At 39.8% G+C, this 24,557-nt stretch carries 22 protein-coding genes and 1 tRNA gene; 9 read left to right on the top strand and 14 right to left on the bottom strand.

The window, feature by feature from the left end; all coding sequences use genetic code 11:
- Positions 1 to 78 precede the first annotated feature (78 nt).
- Positions 79 to 1,713 (bottom strand): ABC-F family ATP-binding cassette domain-containing protein, encoded by a 1,635-nt coding sequence (locus FM107_RS16050; RefSeq protein WP_086949505.1) that lies wholly within the window; start codon positions 1,711 to 1,713, stop codon positions 79 to 81.
- Between the two features lie 388 nt (positions 1,714 to 2,101).
- On the opposite strand from FM107_RS16050, the gene FM107_RS19590 reads away from it, so the two are divergent.
- The gene (locus FM107_RS19590) at positions 2,102 to 2,317 is read left to right on the top strand and encodes a hypothetical protein (protein WP_179204527.1); all 216 of its coding nucleotides are present in this window, start codon (positions 2,102 to 2,104) and stop codon (positions 2,315 to 2,317) included.
- 332 nt (positions 2,318 to 2,649) lie between these two features.
- Here FM107_RS19590 and FM107_RS16060 read toward each other — a convergent pair whose 3' ends face one another.
- Entirely contained in the window at positions 2,650 to 3,426 is a 777-nt protein-coding gene (locus tag FM107_RS16060; RefSeq protein WP_086949559.1) for an SDR family oxidoreductase, read from the bottom strand.
- Positions 3,427 to 3,543: 117 nt separating this feature from the next.
- Between FM107_RS16060 and FM107_RS16065 the strand changes: the two genes are divergently transcribed.
- From FM107_RS16065 to FM107_RS16075, 3 genes are all read left to right on the top strand, one after another.
- Positions 3,544 to 3,870, top strand: coding sequence for a helix-turn-helix domain-containing protein (locus FM107_RS16065; protein WP_086949507.1), 327 nt, complete (start codon positions 3,544 to 3,546; stop codon positions 3,868 to 3,870).
- Positions 3,871 to 4,730: 860 nt separating this feature from the next.
- A complete protein-coding gene (locus tag FM107_RS16070; protein ID WP_086949508.1) occupies positions 4,731 to 6,518 on the top strand; it encodes a DUF4091 domain-containing protein in 1,788 nt (595 codons plus the stop codon).
- Positions 6,519 to 6,553: 35 nt separating this feature from the next.
- The gene (locus tag FM107_RS16075; RefSeq protein ID WP_086949509.1) at positions 6,554 to 7,027 is read left to right on the top strand and encodes a hypothetical protein; all 474 of its coding nucleotides are present in this window, start codon (positions 6,554 to 6,556) and stop codon (positions 7,025 to 7,027) included.
- On the opposite strand, the gene FM107_RS16080 is transcribed toward FM107_RS16075, so the two are convergent.
- Complete coding sequence (locus tag FM107_RS16080) at positions 7,024 to 10,371, bottom strand: DEAD/DEAH box helicase (protein WP_086949510.1); 3,348 nt, start codon at positions 10,369 to 10,371, stop codon at positions 7,024 to 7,026. The two genes, FM107_RS16075 and FM107_RS16080, sit on opposite strands and share 4 nt — an antisense overlap.
- Positions 10,372 to 10,415: 44 nt before the next feature.
- Positions 10,416 to 10,628 (bottom strand): hypothetical protein, encoded by a 213-nt coding sequence (locus tag FM107_RS16085; protein ID WP_086949511.1) that lies wholly within the window; start codon positions 10,626 to 10,628, stop codon positions 10,416 to 10,418.
- A 263-nt stretch (positions 10,629 to 10,891) separates the two neighbouring features.
- On the opposite strand from FM107_RS16085, the gene FM107_RS16090 reads away from it, so the two are divergent.
- Together FM107_RS16090 and FM107_RS16095 are read left to right on the top strand one after the other, a co-directional pair.
- Complete coding sequence (locus tag FM107_RS16090) at positions 10,892 to 12,208, top strand: OmpA family protein (protein ID WP_086949512.1); 1,317 nt, start codon at positions 10,892 to 10,894, stop codon at positions 12,206 to 12,208.
- 367 nt (positions 12,209 to 12,575) lie between these two features.
- The gene (locus FM107_RS16095; protein ID WP_256959586.1) at positions 12,576 to 12,977 is read left to right on the top strand and encodes an OmpA family protein; all 402 of its coding nucleotides are present in this window, start codon (positions 12,576 to 12,578) and stop codon (positions 12,975 to 12,977) included.
- 159 nt (positions 12,978 to 13,136) lie between these two features.
- On the opposite strand, the gene FM107_RS16100 is transcribed toward FM107_RS16095, so the two are convergent.
- The 7 genes from FM107_RS16100 to FM107_RS16130 all read right to left on the bottom strand — a co-directional run bounded on the left by FM107_RS16100 (position 13,137) and on the right by FM107_RS16130 (position 16,565).
- Positions 13,137 to 13,209: transfer RNA gene (locus FM107_RS16100), tRNA-Lys, on the bottom strand.
- A gap of 173 nt (positions 13,210 to 13,382) precedes the next feature.
- Positions 13,383 to 13,685, bottom strand: coding sequence for a hypothetical protein (locus tag FM107_RS16105; protein WP_086949514.1), 303 nt, complete (start codon positions 13,683 to 13,685; stop codon positions 13,383 to 13,385).
- Between the two features lie 464 nt (positions 13,686 to 14,149).
- Positions 14,150 to 14,593: a 50S ribosomal protein L9 gene (gene rplI / locus FM107_RS16110; protein WP_086949515.1), complete on the bottom strand. Its 444-nt coding sequence runs from the start codon at positions 14,591 to 14,593 to the stop codon at positions 14,150 to 14,152.
- 12 nt (positions 14,594 to 14,605) lie between these two features.
- On the bottom strand, positions 14,606 to 14,869 hold the full coding sequence (rpsR, locus tag FM107_RS16115) for a 30S ribosomal protein S18 (RefSeq protein WP_086949516.1): 264 nt from the start codon (positions 14,867 to 14,869) through the stop codon (positions 14,606 to 14,608).
- Positions 14,869 to 15,231, bottom strand: a complete 363-nt coding sequence (gene rpsF / locus FM107_RS16120) for a 30S ribosomal protein S6 (protein ID WP_086949517.1) — start codon at positions 15,229 to 15,231, stop codon at positions 14,869 to 14,871. The genes rpsR and rpsF overlap by 1 nt, the downstream gene beginning before the upstream one ends.
- Positions 15,232 to 15,322: 91 nt before the next feature.
- Positions 15,323 to 15,697 (bottom strand): YchJ family protein, encoded by a 375-nt coding sequence (locus tag FM107_RS16125; RefSeq protein WP_086949518.1) that lies wholly within the window; start codon positions 15,695 to 15,697, stop codon positions 15,323 to 15,325.
- Positions 15,698 to 15,701: 4 nt separating this feature from the next.
- Positions 15,702 to 16,565 (bottom strand): cupin-like domain-containing protein, encoded by an 864-nt coding sequence (locus FM107_RS16130; RefSeq protein WP_086949519.1) that lies wholly within the window; start codon positions 16,563 to 16,565, stop codon positions 15,702 to 15,704.
- Positions 16,566 to 16,688: 123 nt separating this feature from the next.
- On the opposite strand from FM107_RS16130, the gene FM107_RS16135 reads away from it, so the two are divergent.
- Positions 16,689 to 17,195, top strand: a complete 507-nt coding sequence (locus FM107_RS16135; RefSeq protein WP_086949520.1) for a lipocalin-like domain-containing protein — start codon at positions 16,689 to 16,691, stop codon at positions 17,193 to 17,195.
- Positions 17,196 to 17,268: 73 nt separating this feature from the next.
- On the opposite strand, the gene FM107_RS16140 is transcribed toward FM107_RS16135, so the two are convergent.
- Genes FM107_RS16140 through gyrA form a run of 3 tightly spaced genes read right to left on the bottom strand, consistent with a single transcriptional unit; the run spans position 17,269 to position 22,113 of the window.
- Positions 17,269 to 18,441, bottom strand: a complete 1,173-nt coding sequence (locus FM107_RS16140; RefSeq protein WP_086949521.1) for a lipopolysaccharide assembly protein LapB — start codon at positions 18,439 to 18,441, stop codon at positions 17,269 to 17,271.
- A gap of 2 nt (positions 18,442 to 18,443) precedes the next feature.
- Entirely contained in the window at positions 18,444 to 19,586 is a 1,143-nt protein-coding gene (locus FM107_RS16145) for a lipopolysaccharide assembly protein LapB (protein WP_256959587.1), read from the bottom strand.
- On the bottom strand, positions 19,552 to 22,113 hold the full coding sequence (gene gyrA / locus FM107_RS16150; protein ID WP_086949522.1) for a DNA gyrase subunit A: 2,562 nt from the start codon (positions 22,111 to 22,113) through the stop codon (positions 19,552 to 19,554). Before gyrA ends, FM107_RS16145 begins: the two co-directional genes overlap by 35 nt.
- A gap of 369 nt (positions 22,114 to 22,482) precedes the next feature.
- On the opposite strand from gyrA, the gene serC reads away from it, so the two are divergent.
- On the top strand, positions 22,483 to 23,550 hold the full coding sequence (gene serC / locus FM107_RS16160; protein WP_086949524.1) for a 3-phosphoserine/phosphohydroxythreonine transaminase: 1,068 nt from the start codon (positions 22,483 to 22,485) through the stop codon (positions 23,548 to 23,550).
- A gap of 17 nt (positions 23,551 to 23,567) precedes the next feature.
- Positions 23,568 to 24,515, top strand: a complete 948-nt coding sequence (locus FM107_RS16165) for a D-2-hydroxyacid dehydrogenase (RefSeq protein WP_086949525.1) — start codon at positions 23,568 to 23,570, stop codon at positions 24,513 to 24,515.
- Positions 24,516 to 24,557: the final 42 nt, after the last annotated feature.

The raw sequence follows: 24,557 nt of genomic DNA on the forward strand, positions 1-24,557 counted from the left end.
TACGCGCTCAGCTAATTTTTAAAAACAAAAAAGTCCTGTATTTTTACAGGACTTTTTTGTTTCCGTTATTGGTTGGAATTACTTGCTTCGACCGTATAATTCCTCCCGTTGAGCTTTTACTACATCGGAATTGATATACTCGTCATAGGTCATCAGTTTATCGATGATGCCGTTAGGGGTTAGCTCAATGACACGGTTGGCAACAGTTTCTGTTAGTTCGTGGTCACGTGAGGTGAACAACATTGATCCTCTAAATTCTGACATACCATTGTTTAACGCGGTAATAGACTCGAGATCCAAATGGTTTGTAGGTTCATCAAAAAGTAAAAAGTTTGCACCTTGCAGCATCATTTTGGAGAACATACAACGCATCTTTTCACCACCCGATAAAACCGATACTTTTTTCATCACCTCTTCGCCTGAGAAGAGCATTTTACCCAAAAATCCACGGATAAATTGTTCGTCAGCTTCGGGCTTACTGGTGTAATTACGCAGCCAGTCGATCAAGTTTTCATTACTCCCGTCAAAATATTCGGCATTTTCAATTGGCATGTCAGTCGGAGTAATCGTTATACCCCATTTGAAATCGCCTTTGAAGTCCGTGTCGCGTCCAGAAAGTATATCATAGAAGGCTGTGGTAACGAGCGAGTTTTCAGATAAAACAGCTATCTTATCTCCTTTATTGATCATGAATGTGACCCCCTTAAAGTAGACCTCATCATTCACTGTTTTACTAAGTCCCTCAACATTCAATATTTGATCACCCGGCTCGCGATCCATTTGGTTGAACATGATAGCGGGGTATTTTCTGTTCGAGGGTCTGATATCATCAAGATTAAGCTTGTCAAGTGCTTTTTTACGCGAAGTTGCTTGCTTGGATTTTGATGCATTTGCGGAGAATCTTCGAATAAACTCTTGCAATTCTTTAATCTTGTCTTCGGTTTTCTTGTTCTGGTCAGAACGTTGTTTTAATGCTAACTGGGAGGATTCATACCAAAATGAGTAGTTACCCGAGTAGACACTCATTTTACCAAAGTCAATATCTACAATATGCGTACATACATGATCCAGGAAGTGGCGGTCATGGGAAACAACTAGTACGATGGCTTCGTATGAAGCAAGAAAGTCTTCAAGCCATGCGATCGTGTTGATGTCGAGATCGTTGGTAGGTTCATCAAGAATTAAAATATCAGGATTACCGAAAAGTGCTTGGGCTAACAGTACACGCACCTTTTCGTTACCATCCAACTCTTTTACGAGCTTAATGTGTAGACCCTCTTTTATGCCCAGGTTGCTCAATAAGGTAGCTGCGTTGCTTTCCGCATTCCAACCATCCATTTCTGCGAAAATACTTTCCAATTCACCCGCGCGTTCGCCATCGGCGTCGGTAAAATCTTCTTTCATATAAATCGCATCTTTCTCCTTCATGATCTTGTATAGATCTTGATTACCCATCATTACTGTTTCCAGGACGGTAAAATCATCAAACTCATAGTGATTTTGATTCAATACCGACATCCGTTCGCCAGGTGTGAAAGAAACCGATCCAGAAGTTTGATCTACCTCGCCGGAAATTATTTTTAGAAATGTAGATTTCCCAGCACCATTGGCACCAATAATACCGTAACAATTTCCTGTTGTGAACTTTAAATTTACATCTTCGAATAGAATGCGTTTTCCAAATCGAAGGCTTAGATTCGATACGTTTACCATTTAATAAATTTTTTGACTGTATTTAATGTGTTAACATATTGTTTGTCAACGTGTTTTGATTGTGTTTAACCGCAGTATCCACTTTACCTGTACAAGGTCGAGCGTGGTATTTTGTTTATATTTATTCAAAAATATTTACAAATAATTAACAATGACAACCGTATCATCAGTAATCCTGAAACACCATTAGAAGCAGGACGGATCTTGGAGTGTTAAGATTCGAATAACACACAACAAGTCGTCGTATATCGATACTTCGATCTTTGCGACACGTTCCGAAGTATCATCGGTCCGTTCTGATTCGAGCACAAAGGTACGATTAAAAAAGGTATTTCTCGATACCTATCTGACAGCTGAAGTTAATGAGTATCGAAAGAAAATCAACGAGTTGGGCCCAAGGATAGAATATGTTACCGCTACCGAAATTACTCAAATTCTTCGTAAGGATAACGAACAGATCGATTTGTTCGAGTTTGGTGGCAATTATATAGATGGTTTACAACAAGAAGGGAGGCATACGACCTATTCCCGACGTAAAAGTACGTTTATGCGGTTCAATATTTTTGTTGGTAAACCAACATTTAGTCCCGATTTGATGATCTAAATCGTTGAACGAATTTGAAAATGCGATGCGCTACAACTCGTTAGCACAATGACCATAATCAATTGCATTTCCGATGCGCGAGTTGGTCTCAATGTATGCATACGTACGGTGAGAACCCTATATGCCCAAAGTAGGACAATTATAGTTGTTTGATTCATTAGCTCCAGATACCCTGATCGAGCAAGTCGGCGAAGAACAGAATGCAGAAATCAAAGAGCAGCAGGCTAAAGATAAAAAAGCCATACGCAAACCATAGCGTATGGCATTACATGAACAGCTGGAGCACAAAAAAGTTATCATCAATCCTCAGGCAGATCAATTTTTTTCATAGATTAAACTACGGCCAGAGAACCTCCGTCAATTTGATAAATTGCACCTGAAAGATAACTTGCCTCCTTTGACACAAGAAACCGAACCAAATCAGCGACTTCCTCTGGTTCGCCTGGGCGTCCTAATGGAACATTCCCAAGTTTATTCATTAACGATTGGGTAGCTTCTGCAACTGTGATGCCTGAAGATTCTGACATTGTATCAATATATTGCTGCATTTGTGGTGTCTTAACTAAGCCTGGTGAAACGGTATTGACACGTATGCCCTTACTCCCTAACTCAGATGCTAAAGCCTTACTGTATGCATTTAATGCCGCTTTCGCTGCAGAATACGCCATCGTTATTTCCCACATCGGTTGGATGGCGGGATTCATCGAGATATTAATTATGGCACCTTTTTTTTGTTTTATCATTAATGGAATTAATGCTTTATTCATGCGAACTGCTGACATTAAATTCAATTGTATCTCGTTGTTCCAGTCTTCATCCGAAAGTACACTATAGCCACCACTGGGGGTTAAATTTGCTCCTGCATTATTTACGATAATGTCTAGTTTGCCATATTTTTCGATAATTTCTTGTGCGATTATATCCGCACTTTCATTCTTTGAATGGTCGGCTTCAATGAAATGATGGCCTAAGGAATTCTCCAAGGGCTCTGATCGCGCGGTTATAATTAATGTGGCACCTTCGCTACTTAATTTAGTTGCAATAGCCTTTCCTATACCTTTAGTTCCACCTGTAACCAGAGCGATTTGTCCTTTTAATGAATTATTCATACTGATATATTTAAGAATATGTGTTGCAAACATAAAATTCATACTTTACTTTTGCAAGTAGTTACAATTTTGGCCAGTAGTGTCATATAGTAAAGTGTAGTTGAAAAAAAGTAACTTATGGAAGTGAAAAAAATTAAAAATTTTGAAGACCAGTGTGTCTTTCAAGAAATTTTAAAAGTAATTGGAGGGAAATGGTCTATGTCCATTATCTATATGCTATTCTCCGGGAAAAAGCGTTTTAGCGAATTGGAACGTTCAATCCCTCATATCAATACTAGGATGTTGGTGAAGGAGTTGAAAAATTTAGTCGAAAATGGAGTCATAGTAAGAGAGGTTTTTGCAACTGTTCCAGCAACTGTCGAGTATAGTTTGACCGAAAAGGGTGAAAAACTGGAATCGATTATTGATGATATCTATAATTGGGGAGTAGTGTATTTAAACTAATGCATTTGTATCATCAAAAACACAGAGTTTGGCAATTGGATAGACCCATTCTACTCAAAAAGGGTAAGATCCTGCCGGCTTTCCCAAAAAACTCAGATGTATTTTCACAACGATAAAGCTCAACGAGTTGCTATTGGTTATGTATATTTCATTTTTTACCAATTGATTTAACTCCTGATAATTTTTAATCTGCCCCAATCCCAAATATTAGCAAAAGTGTTTATAAAGTCTTAAATTTTATTCTATCAGATGCAATTTTAAAATGCTTCGCACAGGGCAAACGCATTAAAATAAATATTCTGCAAATAATTATCGATGAGCCGCTGAGGTGGAAGGACCTGCCTGTTTTGATTAAAGCGGAAAGTGAACGCTGTTTCAAAGCTCCTGGAATAGCGGGAAAGAGGTGCGCTATTACATAAGGCGTAAAACCGTGGATGCCGGGCTCTATCAGCGCAATATACGCGGACATTGGACCATTGAAAAGAAATTACATTAGGTACTTGAGATTGATTTTCAGGAGGGTGCCTGCAGGAAACGAGACATAAATGGAATCCAGAATTTCTCCCTGAAGAACAAAGTGGCGATCAAAAGCCGGAACAATGACTAAACAACGTACATCAGCGTCAGATGTTGCACTGGAATTTTTAATGTGTTTGCCCAGGACGTAGCTCTCGGTTAACGTTAAGTCGCAGGAACTTTGACTCAGATGAAAATGCAGACGTTGTTGTGGAAGCTTCTACCTGCATCTCCCACTTCTACAAATTCATATTTTTGCAAACGATTGCGTTTCCGTGTAATTTGCAATGCCTATTAAATTTAGTTAGCTTGCTGTAAGAAGACTAAAAATTGACTCAATACTTATGAAAATATCTTCATCTAATTTCAGTGGTATGCTTCTCTCGGGATTGTTATTACTTGCAACGTCGGGCTGTGTACACCAAACGCCCCATTCCAAGAGTACTCAAAGTGAGTTAGCTGACCCGACAGCTGATACGCTAGCTGATTGGTCCGGCGTGAACAAAGGTTTGCACGCCTCGTATGCAACGGTTGATAAGCGTTTCGCCAAGTCATTAGTGCCCGATATACGGGAAAGCAAAAAACACGGAGTACGTGGTTGGAAAGGCGAGCGAGTAGGGACCCAAATTCTTTTATGGACCAGTGAACTGGTTAGCGATGTTCAAGTGAAGGTCTCTGAATTCGCACAAACTGATGGAGATAAACTAGCGGGTGATATAGCGTCAGCGCGATTTGTACGTTACGTGATGACTGATGAATATGGCGATGGTTGTGGTCCGCGTAAAAATGGTGATTTCCCGGCCTCTCTTTCTGCCGATATGCTCGATAGCGTTCAAGCACTTGACATGGAGGCGAACAAAGTACGTCCAGTATGGGTAACGGTTCATATTCCCCGGGACGCGAAACCAGGAAAATATTCCTCGAAAATTGCAATTACCTCGCAAGGAAAAGTACTGGATGAGTTGGATTTTACTTTAGAAGTTGTTGATCAAACTTTACCGGCGGTAAGCAAGTGGGGTTTCCATTTGGATCAGTGGCAACATCCAGCCGCTGTTGCGCGTGTACATGGCGTAGAGCTTTGGTCCGATGCGCATTTTGAGGCACTTAAACCTGTTATGAAAATGCTTGCCGACGCTGGTCAGAAAGTTATAACCACCACGCTTAATAAAGATCCTTGGAACGTTCAAACATACGATCCCTATGACGATATGATCACCTGGACGAAAAAATCAGATGGTAGTTGGAAATATAACTATGCAATTTTTGACCAGTGGGTAGAGTTAATGCTGGATCTCGGTGTAAATAAGATGATCAATTGTTACTCTATTATTCCGTGGAATAACGAAATTCACTACCATGATGAGGCTTCTGATTCATTAGTGACGGTTGCAGCAAAGCCTGGAACGCCAATTTTTAAAGAGGTGTGGACACCGTTTCTTAAAGATTTTGTTGCGCATTTAGAAGCAAAAGACTGGATAAATATCACCAATATTGCAATCGATGAGCGGTCGAGCGAAGAGATGGCTGCGGCTTTTTCTCTGTTGAAAGAGATTAGTCCAAAACTGGGCGTGTCATATGCAGATAACCATAAGACATATCAACGTTATCCCGATAGTGAGGATATTAGCATATCAGCGGCACATCCTTTTTCCCCCGAAGATTTGAAAGATCGCAAAGCGAGGGGACTGAATACTACTTTCTACATTTGTTGTACTGACGTATTTCCGAATCAATTCACATTTTCTCCGCCTGCTGAGTCGACCTATCTGGGATGGTATACCGAAGCGAACAACTTTAATGGGATGTTGCGATGGGCTTATAATTCTTGGGTAGAAGATGCAGCAGTCGACTCTAGGTTTCGTGCATTTCCAGCTGGGGACACCTTTGTCGTATATCCGGGAGCACGGAGTTCGATTCGGTTCGAACGTATGGTTGAGGGGATTCAGGACTATGAGAAAATTCAAATTGTCAAAACCAAACTTCGGCTGCAAGGCGACCTGAACGGTTTAGCCAGTTTACAGACAGCAATTCAGAAATTAGGTACTGTTGACCCCAAACCAACTTGGAATAATGATTTGAATGAAGCAAAGGATATACTTCATGAGCTCTCCGTAAAATTGGCAACTAATTGATTCGGTAGTTTAATGACTATATTGAAAAAATAAATATGAAAAAATTAAATATTCTTTTGCTCTTAGGAGCTGTTTTTTCCGCTTGTGGGAACGACAACAATGGAGGGGGATCAAAAGCTGATACAAGTGCCGGTGTGCAACAAATGGCACCCTTTAATTCGTTCGATATTATTGGTTCCTATTCCTATGAAAAAAATGGTGACACCGTTTCAATGCATCTGAACTTACAAGGGGATAGCGTGATGGGGCAATTAAATTATGCATTAAAGGAAAAGGATTTTAATTCTGGTAGCTTTAAGGGGGTAGTGGAAGATAGTGTCCTTTTAGCAACTTATGAATTTGAGTCTGAAGGTAGAGTATCAAGCCGAGAAATTGCCTTTAAATTAGATGGTAAATTGGCAATTGAGGGGTATGGCGAGGTCCTCGAGCAAGATTATGGATTTAAATTTAAAGACCCCGATCAATTGGAGTTTGGAAATGGCATAGTCCTTGAAAAACAAGCAGATTAATTTAGAATATCGATCCATGTCTTTCTACCAATTTTTTGCAAGAACGAACTCTCCGATTTGATTAAATCAGTCGCTAACTGTCTTTTTTTGTTCTGCATAACTATGATCTTCTCTTCTATGGTATCAGGGCAAATGAACCGGACGGCGACCACATTTTTATGCTGACCTATACGATGTATCCGATCGATAGCTTGATTTTCGATTGCGGGGTTCCACCAAGGATCCATTAGAAATACATAATCCGCAGCGGTTAAATTTAAACCCGTTCCGCCAGCTTTTAAACTAACCAGAAATACCCTAATTTGCGGGTTTTCGTTAAAGCTATTAACCACTTCTGCTCTATTTTTTGTTGCGCCCGTAAGGATTTCAAACGGTATATCGCGCTTTTCAAGTGCTTCTTTTAGGAGTTCGAGCATACCAACAAATTGGGAGAATATTATAATTTTGTGCCCGTAAGCTATTGCATCGAGTTGCTCGAGCACGGCATCGATTTTCGAAGAGACTGACTTATCGTAACCATCTTTTAATAGATACGGTGCATTACAAATTTGACGCAGTCTTGTCAGCCCAGCTAGCATGTGCATGCTGGACTGCGCGAGCTCTTCGTCCATGTTATTCTCCAAGTAGTCTCGAAGTGCACTTTGATGAGTTTCGTAAATCGCTCTTTGTACTGGGCCCATCTCGCACAAAATAATTGCCTCCGTCTTTTCGGGCAGATCTTTAGCGACTTGTTTTTTCGTGCGGCGTAATATAAATGGTTCTACTTTTTTATGTAACGTATGGAGCCTTTTTTTGTCTTGAAATCTATCGATCGGTGTGGCGTACGTGTCTTTAAAAAATTGTTTGCTTCCCAGAATGCCAGGGCATGCAAACGACAACTGGCCGAAAAGGTCAAAAGTACTGTTCTCGATTGGCGTACCCGTTAAAATGTAGCGCGTTCGAGATTGCAGCATCAGCACTTTTTTGTTTCTTTCAGAATTTGGATTTTTAATTGCTTGGGATTCATCCAATACTACGGCGTTAAAGTAAAATTTCTTCAATACGTTGATATCCGATACCATCAACCCGTAGGTGGTAATAACAATGTCGTATTTCTCCATCGAAGTGTTATAGGAATGCCGGTCAGTACCATGCAATACCAGGACGCTCAGTGTTGGTGCAAATTTAAGGATCTCGTTTTGCCAATTGAAAACGAGCGAGGTTGGACATACGATTAAGTTCGTATGTGGTCCACGGTTTTCTTTTTGATATAACAAAAATGCTATAATTTGCACGGTTTTTCCGAGTCCCATATCATCAGCGAGGCAACCTCCAAAATTGAATCTATCAAGGTGTATCAACCAGCTTACGCCTTGTAGTTGATAATCACGCAAGGTCGCCTTAAGGGCCGTTGGCGGGAGGGCTAACGGGATGTCTTTTAGATTATTAATGCCGTCACTATAACGACTTAATTCAGCTAAAATATCCTTGGATACTCGGTCTTCCTGTGCTAATTTACGTAATTCACTGAAAGCGAACTTCGAGATCAATAATTGTCCAGACTTCAGTATTCCTAGGCTGAAATAGCGTGTTATTTTGTGTAGCCAATCCTGGGGAATAATACCGATACTGCCGTCATCAAGCTCGATATATTTACTTTTATTACGAATAGATTTATAGAGCTGTATTACAGACACTTGCTGCTCGCCAAATTGTAAATTAAATTTAGTTTCAAACCATTTCGTCCCACTCAGTATCTCAATATTTATTGTTGGCTTGTTGGTGTTTCTATTGGTGAATTCAAGTTCCTGAAAACCGAGTATGGTTATACCCTGGCTTTTCCAATATTCGATGCTGTCTAAAAACCAATCCTCTCTTAAAAACTGTTGATAATGAAGGTAGAAATACGTCGGTTCGGACAATTGATCAGTAAATGTAGGATGCATGCGAGTCACTCGACTTAAAAATAAATCCTCCTGCATTTTATCTCTTTTTATTTGATACGGGTTCTCGGCCGCATCAATAGCCGTGATATTTCGTTTCGAAAATAGGGGTATTTCCATATCTCCATAACGCATAATTGGCGTGATATTGACATAATGTCCGTGTTGATTTAAGTAAATTATTTGCTGTACGTCACTCGCGATAGTCTTTTTTTCTTTTTCAGTAGCTTTTCGGATGTATGTATATTTTACGGCAAGCGACTCTTCTAATGGGAGCAACGTTGATTTTAGAAAATCACCGTATTTGGAATGGTGAATTAAAAGTTTTTCAGGCTTGCTTTTAAAGTATTCGATGGTGTGTAATATCGGTAATTTATCGATCAAAAAATACGCATCATCTGTTCGTATAAAATAGCGATAAATAATGTCGACGGCGTGAATATTCTTGGTCACCTCCTGGTGTATGAAATAGGCTTGAATTTCATAGAATGGTAATTTTTTCACCACGGATATTTCAATTTGTCCCCGCATCGCATATAACTTAATTGCGACGAGTGATCGGGGAGTTTTTTTTTCTGCTATTTCGCGATCGTGGAAATATACTGGGAGGTTTAATGGGTTTGCTTGTAGGATGTGCAGCGCCTGTAAATCGGCGGTTGATTCGGTATCTGAGTAGTTCTGTGCAAAATAATTTATGGCTGCATAAAACTTGGTTTCCTGTGCACTTTGTGCTTTCCAGAGTAACGCCCTGATATCGATATAATGTAACGGTGATTTTAGTTTTCCACTATCGGTGATGCCTACATCAATTACCTCAAAACGCAGTTGATCATAGAATCTGTGGCGACTAATGACAAGTATCCGTTGAGTGCGGTCGGGAGAGGTTGATAATTTAGCATCGACCGGATGTTTTGATTCATTCGTAATTTGATTGCCGAGGGTGGGATCTGGGACGATTAAATAGGGGTTGTGTGGGGTTGCGACGATGTTGTCATTTATATATTGCAACCGGAAATACTGCTCAATATCTTTTTCATTCTCTAATCCATATTGAATACTTTGAGACCTAAGAAAACTTATTCGTATGTGGTGATCGAAAAAAGCTTTGTACTGAACGTTTTTCTGTAATGCGCGCAACGTGGCATATTCATGTGTACAAAGTGTAATGGCGTTTTCTCCACATGTGCATGAAATTCGAAGCTCGTCACAATTTTGGCGCACATGCAGCTCCACCGCCGTTGGAAATGAGTAATCTTTGAGCAGGAACCGCCCTTGATTGATTGCTAGATCGATTGCTTTTACGCCGCTTACCTCCGCGGTGCCGGGAACTTGTGCCCCTTGGAAATGCTTTAATAAGTATACTTCACTAATAGCGTTGAAATCGAAGTTTTCAAAATTGTATTCATTATTAGTTAATCGCATTTATCAGCTTATAAAGGGTGTATTGAGTCGTAAAGAGTAAACTTTTATTCTTCTGTGGTTTTTCTAGTTGCCTCATGAAATTTCAAAAGCCGAAGGTAAGCTGGACATTTTTCCTTTTCTTTGGTCCAGAGGTCCACCTCAATAAATTGAATTTTTAGAAACGTTGCTGCATCCGCGACTACTTGATCAGCGCTAATTTGTACTGTTTCCGGATAGGTCTTTCCGAGTAATTCTTTTTTTAATTCTTCTATTATCATAGTATAGCAAAAATACGAAATTATGACTTACATAGTCCGAACGACCTGCTACAATTGGCGATAGATAGTCGAATTCGTATTTTGCTCGAGTTTATTTTTTTTGGCAAAAACCATCCGTTGTTGGTCTTTGAAAGCAGCGCATTTTAATAGCCATAAACAAGGAGATACGGGGGGGATTTCGAAAATTTTAACTGCCTATTTGCCCTGAAGCAAACAAATTGTTACACAAGTTGTTTTCTTACATGTACTTATAAACGCATATTATGGAAAATAATTTAATTCAAATTGCTCAATCTTATTTTAGTGAGCAGCGTTATAGTGATCTTGCTGCGCAGGAGAACTTAACTGTCGATCAGGCGAAACAAGGAGTTTCTGCGGTTATTCCATCCCTGTTCTTAGGATTTCAGCGTAAGTCAGATCCTGAATTAAGTGGTTTATTAGAGAAAATAAAATCTGGTTTTTCTGGATTTGACTTTTCGAACATGTTGAATTTTGGATCGTCCACTGAAAATCCGGCCGAGAATGTTAATTCGACGAAATCTTTTTTAGGTTCTTTGTTTGGAGATGAATTCGATAATATTCTTTCTAAATTATCGACTTTTTTAGGAATTAATACCAATAGTATTGCTAGTTTATTTTCTGCGGCCACTCCGGCCGTAGTTGGGGCATTAACCAGTAACGGAGAACGTTGGGATACGTCATCGATAGCTGCTGATTTAAACAATAATCGGTCAAACTTCGTTTCGGCGCTACCTGCAGGATTAGCGTTGGGACTATTTGGAACCGAGTCAGCGCCGGTTGATCCTGTGGTTCCTGTAGAGCCAAGGAATGAGCCAGTAGAACCTGTTATTCCAGCCGAACCAGTCAGAGATCCGCAGCATGTTCCACCTGCTGCTTTACCGCCTGCCCAAGAAAGGCGAAAAAAAGGTGGCGGTTTTTGGTGGATTATTATTATTCTTTTATTGATATTGTTATGGTTTCTGTTTGGTAGAGGTTGTAGCGGGAATGATTCTGCGCTTACGGATTCAACAGATGCCGATACGATTGGTATGACTATGGACACGGAACCTTCTCTGTCGATGGATTCGTCCATGGGTGCGGTGAATGCCAGAGAGAGCATTATGGTTTCGCTTCCTAATGGCGAAACAATTGACGCTTACAAAGGGGGCATTGAAGATCAATTGGTGATCTTCCTAAATTCAGATTATGAATCGCTGTCGGAAGATGAATTGAAAAATAAATGGTTTGATTTTGATAATTTGAATTTTCAGACGGGAACCTCAACTATTCTTCCTGAAAGCCAGGTTCAAATCGATAATTTAGCCGCTATATTAGAGGCGTTCCCAGATGCGAAAGTTAAAATTGGTGGATATACCGACAAAACTGGTACCGAGGAAATAAATAAAAAGCTTTCTAACGACCGCGCTGCAGCGGTACAAATAGCATTGGAGCCAAAAGGTGTCGGTGATCGCGTTATCGAAACCGAAGGGTATGGGTCTGATTTTGCTGAATTTTCACCTGATGCACCCGAATCAGACCGCGTAAAAGATAGACGTGTAGCGATCAGCATTCGTAAATAATAAATACAAAGCTAAACGAACTGGTTTCGTTTTCGTGATGCATCATATATCGAAAGAGGGAAGTTGATGCTTCCCTTTTTCTATACAGATACGCGCTATACATCTTCTAAAGTGATGACACTCGCGTTTCTATGCACATTATTTATGTTTGTATCCGTTTTGCTAGGGTGGATAAGGGAATATATAGTACCTTTGGGGGGATATATTAATAAAGGAAACTACTATGAAGCGTATAATAAAAAGCCTTTTAGCAACAAGTTGTGCTCTGTTGGTCTTACACCTGTCAGCTTGCAAGTCCAACAAAATCGTAATTAATCCAAGTAGCCAGATTGAACATACGCCCGTACGAGAAGAACCCACTGAGATAGTGGAAAAACCTGTCATTGCTCAGGAAGAACCTCAAAAAAACTCTGAACCGGTGGTCGAAAAACCGGATTTTAATTTCAAGAACGTTCTATTTGAATTTAATTCTAGTGTACTCAAAACAGAGTCCTACACTGTGTTGGACAATATCGTCCGAGAAATGCTGAAAGATACGTCGGCTAATTTTATCATTAATGGTCATTCATCCATCGAGGGTACGGCCAAATACAACCAATCGCTATCTGAGGATAGAGCCAATGCTGTCATGCTCTATATCGTCAACGCTGGAGTGCCATCCGAAAATCTTAGTGCCAGAGGATTTGGTGCCTCCAAGCAGGTTGCATCCAACGATACAGAGAGCGGGAGAGAACAAAATCGGCGGGTAGAAATATCAGTCGTACAATAGAAGGATTAAAATGTGCTATCACCTAAGAATTTTGTATGATCCGGATTGATCCCCGATTTCATTAGATTCTTTTGAAATTGCATTAAACTTGAACTTTGTATAAAGTACTGATTATAAACAAATATAAGCGCATATTAGATGCGCTTATATTTTGATTTGTGATCCCGCTGGGATTCGAACCCAGGACCCATACATTAAAAGTGTATTGCTCTACCAGCTGAGCTACAGAATCGTTTTTTTTATTCCGGTAAATGATATTAATTTATCGTTGTTTGGAATGATGCAAAGGTAATTATTTTCACTTAAATAGCAAATTGTATATCAGTTTATTTTGGGAAAGTCAGGGAATTACTTAATAATTAGGTGATTATTTTTAAGAAAAATTGTAATTAAAGTATTCGACGATTATCTTCCTAAAAATTTTTTATCTTCCTCTGATAGTTGCTGGGGATCCGTGGGGTCCAAGGGGTCCGTTTGTCCATCTACATCCGATGAGTTGTTAATCGAATAATCTTTAGGCCGGCCCTTTTTTCTCCGAAATAATATACCTCCAGTAGTTACTCCTAATAAGAAAAAGATACCAAGAATTAAAAGTTTAGAGGTTCGAATTTCTCCAAATAACCAAAATGATGCTTCTTCCTTATTGTTGAATAGGATAATTAGAACAAGCGCGCTTATTAATGCAAAAATGATCGTCTTCGGTTTCATAAACTATAAATTAAAATACATCGCAAATTAATGAAAATTTCATTAATTGTGTGTGTATTTTTTATCGCAGTGAATAGACGTTCAATTCGAGCTGACTAAGAGAGATGTTTAAATCAGATTACGTCACACACCCGTTTAGATTACGCCACACCCAGTAAAAAAGGAACGGGGATGCCAGATACGAATCGTATGTTAATCCGCTAGGATGTCTCGTACACATCCAAGAAGAATGAGCAATAAGTAGATTCGCGCGCGGTAGGTACGAGTTCTGAATGCGCCGGCGGGGGACAAGTCGACTAATTAGTCTTCCAGCGTTTAAATGGGGTGGTATTGTGCGTGTGAGCTTAATCGCTCTTTAGTGTCGACCGGTAGCTTAGAAGCGTTGTATTTCGATTTCTAAAAAAAAGAAAGAGGTTAAATCATGTGATTTAACCTCTTAATCTTTTATTTTTTTTGTATAAAATTTATTCTGAAATTACTTCAAAAGGTACCTGAACCTTAACTTCCTTATGTAAGTTAAGGTTTGCAACGTACTCACCTAATTGTTTAGGCTCTTCTTCGAAGGTGATACGGCGACGATCTACATCGTAACCTTGTGCCTTCAAAGCTTCCGCAATTTGAATACTATTTACTTTACCAAATATTTTTCCAGACTCACCCGCTTTAGCACCGATAGTAAGTTTTGCACTTTCTAATTTCGAAGCTAGTTCTGTTGCGTCTTTCTTAATTTTCTCTTGTTTGAATTGCGCTTGTTTAATATTCTCTGCTAATACTTTTTTAGCGGAAATTGTTGCTAAAGTAGCATATCCTTGAGGTATTAAATAGTTACGACCATAGCCTGGCTTTACAACCACAACATCGTCTTTTTCGCCAAGGCTTTTAATATCTTGTTTTAATATAACTTCCATGTCGTATCCTCCTTATTTTAATGAATCTGTTACGTAAGGTAATAAACCAACAATACGCGCACGTTTTACCGCTTGCGCAACCTTACGTTGGAACTTCAATGATGTACCGGTAAGACGACGAGGTAAAATTTTACCTTGATCATTTACAAATTTCAATAAGAAGTTTGCGTCTTTATAATCGATATATTTAATACCATTTTTCTTGAAACGGCAGTATTTTTTACGGTTGTCCTCTACTTTAGGGGCAGTCACGTATTGGATATTATCGTTTGCCATTAGTTTGCTACCTCCTCAGTTTTTGCTTTTTTGTTGAATGCTCCGCTACGTTTTTTCTCGTTGTATGCTACTGCGTGTTTCTCCAATGCAATAGTTAGGAAACGCATAACACGCTCGTCACGTTTGTATTCAAGTTCTAATTTTTTAATTAATTCACCCGGAGCCTTGAATTCAGTTAAGTGATAAAACCCAGTAGTTTTTTTCTGGATTGGATACGCTAATTTTTTCAAACCCCAATTGTCTTCAGCGACAATTTCGGCTCCGCTTTCAGTAAGAATGTTCTTGAACTTAGCTACTACTTCTTGAGCAGCCTCCTCTGAAAGCAACGGGGTAAGAATGATGACAGATTCGTACTGTTGCATTTTAAATAAATTTGTTAATTATTTTATTTTTCCGTACTTACGGAATTGCAAAGGTAGTAATAATTTTTATTTTATAAAACGAATTAAAAAATTAAGACAGGAAAATACCATCGAGATAGTACCACTTACCGTGGGAAGCCTTAAATGTGGATTTTTCGTGTTGTATTCGGGGTTCCAATGATTCCAAATAATGTGCTTTGAATTCAACCGTCGTTTTTGTAGTATTTAAAATTTCTAGACGCATCCATTTACGCTGATCCGTCCAACTTTGAACGTCCACTTTTTTTATAAATCGCCTAGAGGTAGGGTGAGTTGTATTATATAGAAAATCTATGAGCCCCTTTGTAAAAGCTGTATATCGGGCGCGCATGAGTGATTCTGCGGTATGTGCCTTGCCGAGGTCATCGTGAATCAGTTTGCAACACGCTGTATATTGCATGAGGCTACCACATGGACATTTCTCCATTGTCTTAATGATTTTTTAATGTTTCGTTACTTTTTTCAAAAGCGCGTCGTTGTTTGTAGTTCACCCATTTCTTTTTAAATATTTTACGTAATATTTTATCGGTATACCGCATGACGAAAACTTCTTTAAGCATCCGAATTAAACGGCCAGGTGCGCTGGGGAAGGAGCGTAGCGATATGGAGAATCCCGGCTCTAGATAACGGTTGAAATGCCAGTATCCGCTCGGCATAAAAAGCGCATCTCCCGGCTCCATAAAAATTTCATATCCCCGAGCAAATTTTAATGCAGGAAATTGTCCCATATCTGGTGTTTCATAATTCAAGTTGTACACGGTGTGGACAGACAAGGGTACTTTGTAAAGGTAGACACCTTGATCATTAGGGAATAGAAGGACTCGCTTACGACCTTCAAATTGAAAATGAAGCAAATCAGCTAAATCAATATCATAGTGCATCAAGACACGCGCTTCACTGCCTCCAAAAAATAGAGTGGGGATTCGTTTAAAGTATTTAAAACCAAGATCGGGATAAGAAAAGTTTTTTAAAAGCTCGGGTATTTTATCTGTAATTATAAAAAAGAAAATACGTAAATCCGACGGTTCGCGTTTTATCAGGTCGATGTACTCACGCATCTTCATTTTTGCTACTGGTTCATTTGTTGCTTTGTTTGGGTCCGCCGGCTTGTTGTCATAGAGATCTACGATTTGGTCGCCTGCTTGTTGGGCAATATAATTGAGATTCCATTTTTCGTATGCATTCCAGGTTTTTGCTAAACCCCTAATTAGTACTGGTTTTTTCGGTTTAAAGTATTTTTCTAAAAACTCTTTCTTATCGATTTTGTCTACCGTGTCGATTTGCGATAAATACATAGTAAGCTATTATGCATTAAAAGTAACAAAAATATTTCTGTCAAAATTAGATCATACTTGTTTTGTGACAAACTAAGTTCCGATTATTAACGTTATCATTATAAAAATAACGTTGTACTCTTTATGACATCATTAAAGAATGAGTTAGTGGGCACTTGGTCCCTGCTATCATATATTGAGGTCCCGATTGGCGGAGAAGACTCACTATTTCCTATGGGGAAAACGCCTTATGGCATCTTAATGTATGCCGCGGACGGCTATATGTCGGTTCAGGTCGCTAAAGATGAGCGATTACTGTATAAAAGCAATGATAAGTTGATGGCCACACATGAAGAGATGGTGTCTTCCTTGCAAGGATATATGGCTTTTTCGGGTAAATATAAACTAGATAATAACAATGCTATTGTAAGTTATATTATTAAAAGCTCGTTATACCCCAATTGGAAAAATAAAATACAGCGAAGAAAGATCGATTTTGAAGGTGATATTCTTTATTTGAAATCAACGGAGCCGATATTGTCAAATGGTGCATATGTCAATTCATACATGACTTGGAAACGTGTCGATCGAACAATCGACGACTTTTTTGAGGAGCAAGTTTTGAACGACCAGCTCAGTTCTGAAAACTAGATTTAAAGTCCATTATACGTAAAGCGCCCCGTTCTATTAGAACGGGGCGCTTTACGTAACTTCGCATTTTTACTTACTGCATCGCGTCAATTTTCGCTTGTATTTCTACTGATTTCGCTTCATCTTGTTGGAAATCGTAGTAACCTTTTAAGCTTCTTAACGCGTCAGAATCTGTTGGATTAAGTTCAACTACTTTTTCCAAATAAGGAAGGGCAACTTTAATTTCTTCTTTAAGCGCCGTTACTTTTGCACTATAATCCGTATTGGATAGTGTTTTGTCGTCATTTAATGCATGCAACTTTTCTCTTACCGTATTTATAATCGTTGCCGCGGCATTTCTGTTCGCGTCCGAATAGTTCGGGTCAAGTGAAACGGCTTTCTTGTATGCTTCGATTGCTTCATCGGTATTATTAGCAGCGGAATGTGCTATACCTAAATAATAGTATAATGCTTTGTTTTCAGCATCTTTTGTAATTTGATTTTCAATGTCGGCGATAACTTTTGTTTCATTTCCAGCAATTAGATTCAGCTCGATATTTTGTACCGCCGCATCGTTATCTTCAGGATATGCTTGTGCTGCTTGCGCTGCATATTCAATTGCGCTTGTGGTATCTTGATTCGATAAGTATAATTTTGGCAGATCAACCATAATTGATTTGTGCGACGAGAATTCCTTTTCTGGAATTAACAACTTATACTTTTCGATCGCATTTGGATAATCCTGATTTTGGATTGCCGCTAGACCTGAATAATAGGTAAGGGTAGTGTCTCCTGGAAGGTAAACTAAAGCATCATCAAATTCTTTATAAGCCGTTTTGAAATCTTGTTTCTCCCAGGCTGCAACTCCTTGGTTAAACTTAAATTGGCCAAGTACTTGGCCTGCCACTTTAATGTTTTCTGCATTTTCACCTTCAGTATCTAACTCTTCTGCCTTTTTTATCGCATCATTAGCAGCGGTAGCCGCCTCCGGAGTGTTTTCCATCGCTGCAATATTTGCGTTAATTAATGCGGCTATCGTCCACGTCTCGGGCTTATCTTTTGTTTTTTCATGGGCTGTAGCTAAATCTATCGCTTCTTTAGCAGATTCCAAATTGCCTTTTCCTAATTCTGTTGAGCCGGCGCCTTTCAGTTCTTCAAATTTTTGCAAATTTGTTTTTGCTTTTTTCAAATTACTGTTCTGTGCAAAAGTAGTGGTAGTACCTGCAGCCACTAACAAAGAAAATACTATTGCTCTTTTTATGTTCATATCTAATTATTTGATAGTTGATTCAATAATAACTTGACGCGATCTAATTGCATCATATCGCCTGACTTTTCGTAAAATAACGAAAGTGATTTTAGAGCATTCACATCGTATGGTCTAATTTCATTTGCTTTAAGTAACAAATTTTGTGCCTGATACTGTGCATCTGAATTATTTTCATCTTGTAAAAAGTCACTTAGGTACATGAGACCTAACGCGAGATTAGCCTCATAGTTGTTGCCATTTAGCTGTGTCACTTGCTGATAGTATCTTTTTGCAATCTCTTTATTCCCGACTGTTTCGTTCGCGAATCCAGCTAAATAGTTCAATTCAATATTTTCTGGCTCGTATTTAATCGCCTCGTCGATTATCGGAACAATCGCTTTGTATTCGTTATTTTTAGCGAATACCTGAATAAGATTCATAAGTACCTGCTTATTCTCTGGAAATAGCGTACGTGCTGCTTGTAAGGTATTTAATTCAGCCTGTTTATCACCGATTTTTCGATAGATGCCCGTGAGTTCCAGATAATATTCGGGAGCCGGGTCAGATTGTTTTATCACTTGCTTATAATATTCCACTGCGGCATTATATTGTTCTGTTTGAGAGGCAAGTAGCGCCAGATTATACGTTACGTTATAGTTTGCAATATTTAAATCCTTGACCCGTATATAACTGTCGTATGCGCTTGCGTAATCCTGTTTTTCAAGTGCTTTATTTGCATTGAATAGGTGCGCCGCTGCAAGGTTCTGTTTTACATACTTAATTTCGGCACGATACTCAGACAGATTTCTATCTTTGATGTTTTTTAAAGCATTGTAGGTAACGTCGATCGGATCTGTGTCCGATTTGATGGTACGGGCCGAATCGGCATACGCCAAAGAACTGTATATCATTGACCGCAATACGTTGACTTTCGAGTTTGCTGAATCTCTGCGCGTGGTGTACGTTGCGTCAATGAATTTTTTTGCGTTTTCCAGATTCTTTATATCGCCAGTTTGCGTGTAGAATGCAAAGGCATTACTACTCTCCTTATAATCAGACTGCGCGTGGCCGTGCAGTGAAACACACAGCCATGCGCAGGTTACTAGCGAATAGACGCTAATCTGAATATTAGTTTTCTTCTTCGTTTTTATCTGTCGCATCATTAGAAACTTCGTTTTCATCTATATCGCCTTCGACAATTTCGACCTCTTCTTCATCTTCTTTTTCAACTTTAGTGACAGAGGCGATCGCATCAGTGTCCTTAAGCGTAATTAATCGAACCCCTTGCGTTGCACGTCCCATAATACGGAGAGAGTTTACGCCGATACGAATCACGATGCCGGATTTGTTAATTATCATTAAATCATCGTCGTCTGTAACACCTTTAACAGTGACAAGTTCTCCCGTTTTCTCGGTGACATTAATAGTTTTAACACCTTTACCGCCACGATTGGTTACACGATAATCATCAATATCAGTGCGCTTACCATATCCATGCTCGGACACAACGAGAACTGTCGTTTCGGAGTCATCTACAGCAATCATGCCAACTACTGCATCGGTGCTGCTCGCTAATGTGATTCCCCGAACACCAGTTGCAGTTCTACCCATCGGTCTAACATTAGATTCGTTGAAACGGATCGCGCGGCCCGAGCGTAGTGCCATAACAATTTCACTACTTCCGGTTGTTAAACAAGCTTCTAGCAGCTCGTCTCCGTCATTAATATTTATGGCGTTGATACCATTCGCACGTGGGCGTGAATAAGCCTGTAACGAGGTCTTTTTAATAGTGCCTCGTTTTGTACACATAATGATGAAGTTGTTTTCAAGGTATTCTTGATCTTTCAAGTTGATAACTTTGATGAATGCCTTGATTTTTTCTTCTTTAGGGACGTTGATAATATTTTGTAAAGCGCGACCTCTCGAAGTGCGACTTCCTTCTGGGATTTCAAATGCACGGAGCCAGAAACAACGTCCTTTGTCCGTAAACAATAAAAGGTAGTTGTGGGCTGAAGCAGTGATGATATGTTCGGTGAAGTCTTCCTCCCGCGTTGTGGTGCCAATTGATCCCTTTCCTCCTCGTCCTTGACGGTGATAGTCCGATAAAGGAGTTCTTTTTACATAACTATTATGCGAAATGGTAATGACAATTTCTTCATCATCGATAAAGTCTTCCATACGCATGTCTTCTGCCGAATGTACAATTTCAGATCGACGCTCGTCACCGTATTTCTCTTTAATTTCGGCTAACTCGTCTTTGATGATTTGCATACGAAGAGACTCATCTGCAAGTACAGATTTTAAATAGTCAATTGTTTTCATCAGTTCGGCGTACTCCTCTTTGATCTTATCGCGTTCAAGTCCTGTTAGACGGCGCAACGTCATGTCTAAGATTGCTCTGGCTTGGATGTCGCTTAAAGCGAATTTCTCCATCAAACCCGTGCGTGCATCTTCTGGCGTTTGCGAAGCGCGGATAAGTTTGATAACCTCATCGATGTGATCCAGCGCGATTAAATAGCCTTCTAAAATATGAGCACGTTTTTCAGCTTCTGCTAATTCGAATTTCGTACGACGAACGATAACCTCATGTCTATGTTCCACAAATTCGTGAATCATATCCTTTAAGTTCATCAACATCGGACGCCCTTTAACTAAAGCGATATTGTTAACCGAGAATGATGTCTGTAAAGCGGTGTATTTGTAAAGATTGTTTAAGACAACGTTAGCATTTGCTTCACGTTTTACTTCGTACACGATACGGAAACCATCGCGGTCGGACTCATCGCGGATCGTAGAGATACCTTCTATTTTCTTTTCGTTAACTAGTTCGGCGGTCCGTTCAATCATATTCGCCTTGTTAACTTGGTATGGAATCTCCGTTACTATAATACACTCCCGTCCATTTTTCAGAGTGTCGATTTCAGCGCGACCCCGCATCACAACACGGCCACGACCTGTTTCTAGCGCATCCTTAACACCGTTGTATCCGTAGATGATACCGCCGGTTGGAAAGTCTGGACCTTTTATATGCTGCATCAACTCGGAGATTTCTATCTCTCTATTATCGATATATGCAACTGTTCCGTCGATAACCTCTGAAAGATTATGGGGAGCCATATTGGTAGCCATCCCAACCGCTATACCTGATGCCCCGTTAACGAGTAGGTTAGGAACGCGTGTTGGTAGAACCGTTGGCTCTTGAAGAGAGTCATCAAAATTTAATTGGAAATCAACTGTGTCTTTTGTAATATCAGAGAGCATTTCTTCTGCAATCTTCTTCAATCGAGCCTCCGTATATCGCATTGCTGCTGGTGGATCTCCATCGACAGAACCATAGTTTCCTTGTCCGTCTACCAATGGGTATCGCATACTCCATTCTTGTGCAAGCCGCACCATGGCGTCGTATACAGAAGAATCTCCGTGCGGGTGATATTTACCTAGTACATCACCAACGATACGGGCTGACTTTTTATAAGGTTTGCTACTGGTAACTCCAAGGTCTAGCATACCGTAAAGAACACGCCTGTGAACCGGCTTCATACCATCCCTGGCATCGGGTAGAGCACGAGAAACTATAACAGACATAGAATAATCTATGTAAGCCGATTTCATTTGATCTTCGATGTTAATAGGGATGATCCTGTCGTTAGCAGGAGCTAAGTTGTTTTCATTTTCTGTTTCTTCAGCCATATTTTATTTGTTTCGATATAACTTTATGAGTGTTCATTATTTTACACACATCGCATGCGAAGTTACGATTTTTTTAATTCAAAAAGGAATCGAATTTTCTGAAATGGCCGTGTTAATTATAAAGGAAATACTGAAATTAATACTGGTTAAGATCGATGTGAATCGATTCGGGTGCGAATTAGAATTACCTATAATGCAATCGAGTTTGTTCTATCAATTTTATATTAAAAATTGAATATGATTGAGTATTTTATAATAAATGTTTTAAAAGTGTGATAAATTTTAAAAAATGTAGTATTTTTGCTTTTTAATCAATCGATTTCGGTTGATATACTGTGTTATAATTTATTTACTATTAATATATTAGCGATGAAACATAATTTTGGAGCAGGACCAAGCATTCTTCCGAAGGAAGTATTTCAAGAGGCTTCTCAAGCGGTGATTGACTTTAATAACACCGGACTTTCGATTCTTGAGATATCGCACCGTTCCAAAGACTTCGAACAGGTGGTGATGGAAGCAGAGACGCTTGTGCGCGAATTACTTAGTGTTCCGGAAGATTACTCGGTATTGTTTTTACAAGGTGGGGCAACTCAGCAATTTGCTATGGTTCCGATGAATATTTTGCCGGAGGGTGGTAAAGCCGCATACTTAGATACTGGCGTTTGGGCGTCCAAGGCAGCTAAAGAAGCAGCCAATGTAGGCACTGTCGAAATTATTGCCTCCTCGTCCGATAAAAATTATAGCTATGTCCCGAAAGGGATTACCGTGCCGAGTGACGCTTCATATTTTCATTACACGTCAAACAATACGATATATGGAACCGAAGTTTACGAAAAACCAAATACGTCCATCCCGACCGTTGTCGATATGTCTTCGGATATCTTTAGCCGCGTGATAAATGTAGCTGAATATGATATAATATACGCCGGTGCGCAAAAGAACATGGGGCCAGCGGGTGTTACTTTAGTTATTGTCAAGAATTCCCTATTGGGTACATCTAACCGAAAGATTCCTGCTATTTTTGACTATAGCGCGCACGCTAAAGCCAAGTCTATGTTTAATACTCCTGCTGTGTTTTCAATTTATGTGACTATGCTCAATTTGCGCTGGTTGAAAGCCAAAGGAGGGGTCGAGGTAATTGAACAAGAGAATATCGTTAAAGCGCGCACGCTTTATGACGAGATCGATCGTAACCCCTTTTTCAAGGGAACAGCCGCCCTGGAGGATCGCTCTCGAATGAATGTCACTTTTGTGATGGATAGTGAGGAGCAGGAAGCCGCGTTCTTGAAGCTCGCTAATCACCGGGATTTGATCGGTATCAAAGGGCATCGCTCCGTAGGTGGATTTCGCGCATCAATTTATAACGCGTTATCGATCACCTCGATTAATGCATTGATTGACGCGATGAGAGAGTTTGAAGAAGGTAACAAATAATAAGAATATAAACTACAATGAGAATATTAGCAAACGACGGTATTGATGCGACAGGAAAACAGCTGTTAGAAGAAGCTGGTTTTGAGGTTGATACCAACCATATTCCACAAGAGGAATTAGCAGGTAAATTAAATAGCTACGATGCGATTACTGTTCGTAGTGCAACGAAGGTTCGACAGGAACTGATCGACGCAAGTCCAAACATCAAGGCAATAGGTCGGGGAGGTGTTGGTATGGATAATATTGATGTCGAGTACGCGCGTTCCAAAGGAATTGCAGTTTTAAATACACCAGCAGCTTCATCATTATCGGTGGCCGAACTCGTATTTGGACACTTGTTAAATGGTGTTCGTTTTTTATACGATTCGAATCGTAATATGCCTAGCAAAGGCAATACGAATTTTGCTGCCTTGAAGAAAGCGTACGCCAAAGGTGTTGAGTTGCGTGGTAAAACTTTAGGTGTTGTTGGTTTTGGTCGTATTGGACGGGAAACTGCCAAGGTAGCGCTGGGCTTAGGTATGGATGTAATTTATACAGACTTATTTGATGGACCGAAGTCACTATCCTTGACGTTTTCGGGAGACACGGTGGTCGAACTACCTGTAAAACAAGCCAGCTTTGAGGAGGTGTTAAAACAATCGGATTTTATAACGCTTCATGTGCCGTTTTTAGATAAACCCGCGATTGGAAAAGACGAGTTCGCTTTGCTGAAAGACGGTGTAGGTTTGGTTAACGCCTCGAGAGGAGGAGTTATTGATGAATTGGAACTCGTAAAAGCGCTCGAGAATGGTAAGGTTGCATTTGCGGCACTTGATGTGTTCGATAATGAACCGACACCGAGAATAGAGGTGTTGTCACACCCTCGTATTTCGTTAACACCGCATATTGGAGCGGCGACTAACGAGGCACAGCAACGTATCGGTGTAGAGCTGGCGACGCTCTTGATCGATGCCTTGAAGAAATAGTACTTCCGCATAATAATAAATGCGGCACTGAGCGATATAGCG

The organism is Sphingobacterium sp. JB170 (assembly GCF_900163865.1).
GTDB lineage: Bacteria > Bacteroidota > Bacteroidia > Sphingobacteriales > Sphingobacteriaceae > Sphingobacterium.